The sequence below is a fragment of the Undibacterium sp. Ji50W genome, assembly GCF_049340445.1.
Lineage (GTDB): Bacteria > Pseudomonadota > Gammaproteobacteria > Burkholderiales > Burkholderiaceae_D > Undibacterium.
This window is the reverse complement of sequence record NZ_JBMPOX010000084.1, coordinates 1-306: the sequence shown is the minus strand read 5'-3', so window position 1 is coordinate 306 and position 306 is coordinate 1. Positions and strand designations below refer to the sequence as shown.

At 48.7% G+C, this 306-nt stretch carries 1 protein-coding gene; it reads right to left on the bottom strand.

Annotated features, from left to right (window positions below):
• Positions 1-148: 148 nt before the first annotated feature.
• Positions 149-292: a hypothetical protein gene (locus ACO0K9_RS28125; protein WP_422990711.1), complete on the bottom strand. Its 144-nt coding sequence runs from the start codon at positions 290-292 to the stop codon at positions 149-151.
• Between the last annotated feature and the right edge of the window lie 14 nt (positions 293-306).

Below are 306 nucleotides of genomic sequence, written 5' to 3'. Positions count from 1 at the left end.
ATAAACCGGAGATTATCGCAAATGACATATTTTAAATTCAAATCGTGGACACCCCTAAAACCGCCAAAACCAGCGCCTGCATTAGCTTTGCTGGCTTTACTTACCAATTTAACCGGACACTAGTGATGCAATTCAATTTATAACAGGCTTAATTTCCGGAATAGTAAGGTTTAGGAGTAACCGGTGGGAAGGCCACCGGGGACTTTCTGGTCTCGAAGCTATAGCGCAGGTACACCGCTGCTGCTGCGTCATTGAAATCCCCCGAGTTGTCTGCCGTCAAACGCCCCCCCAGGAACAGGTGCGGGG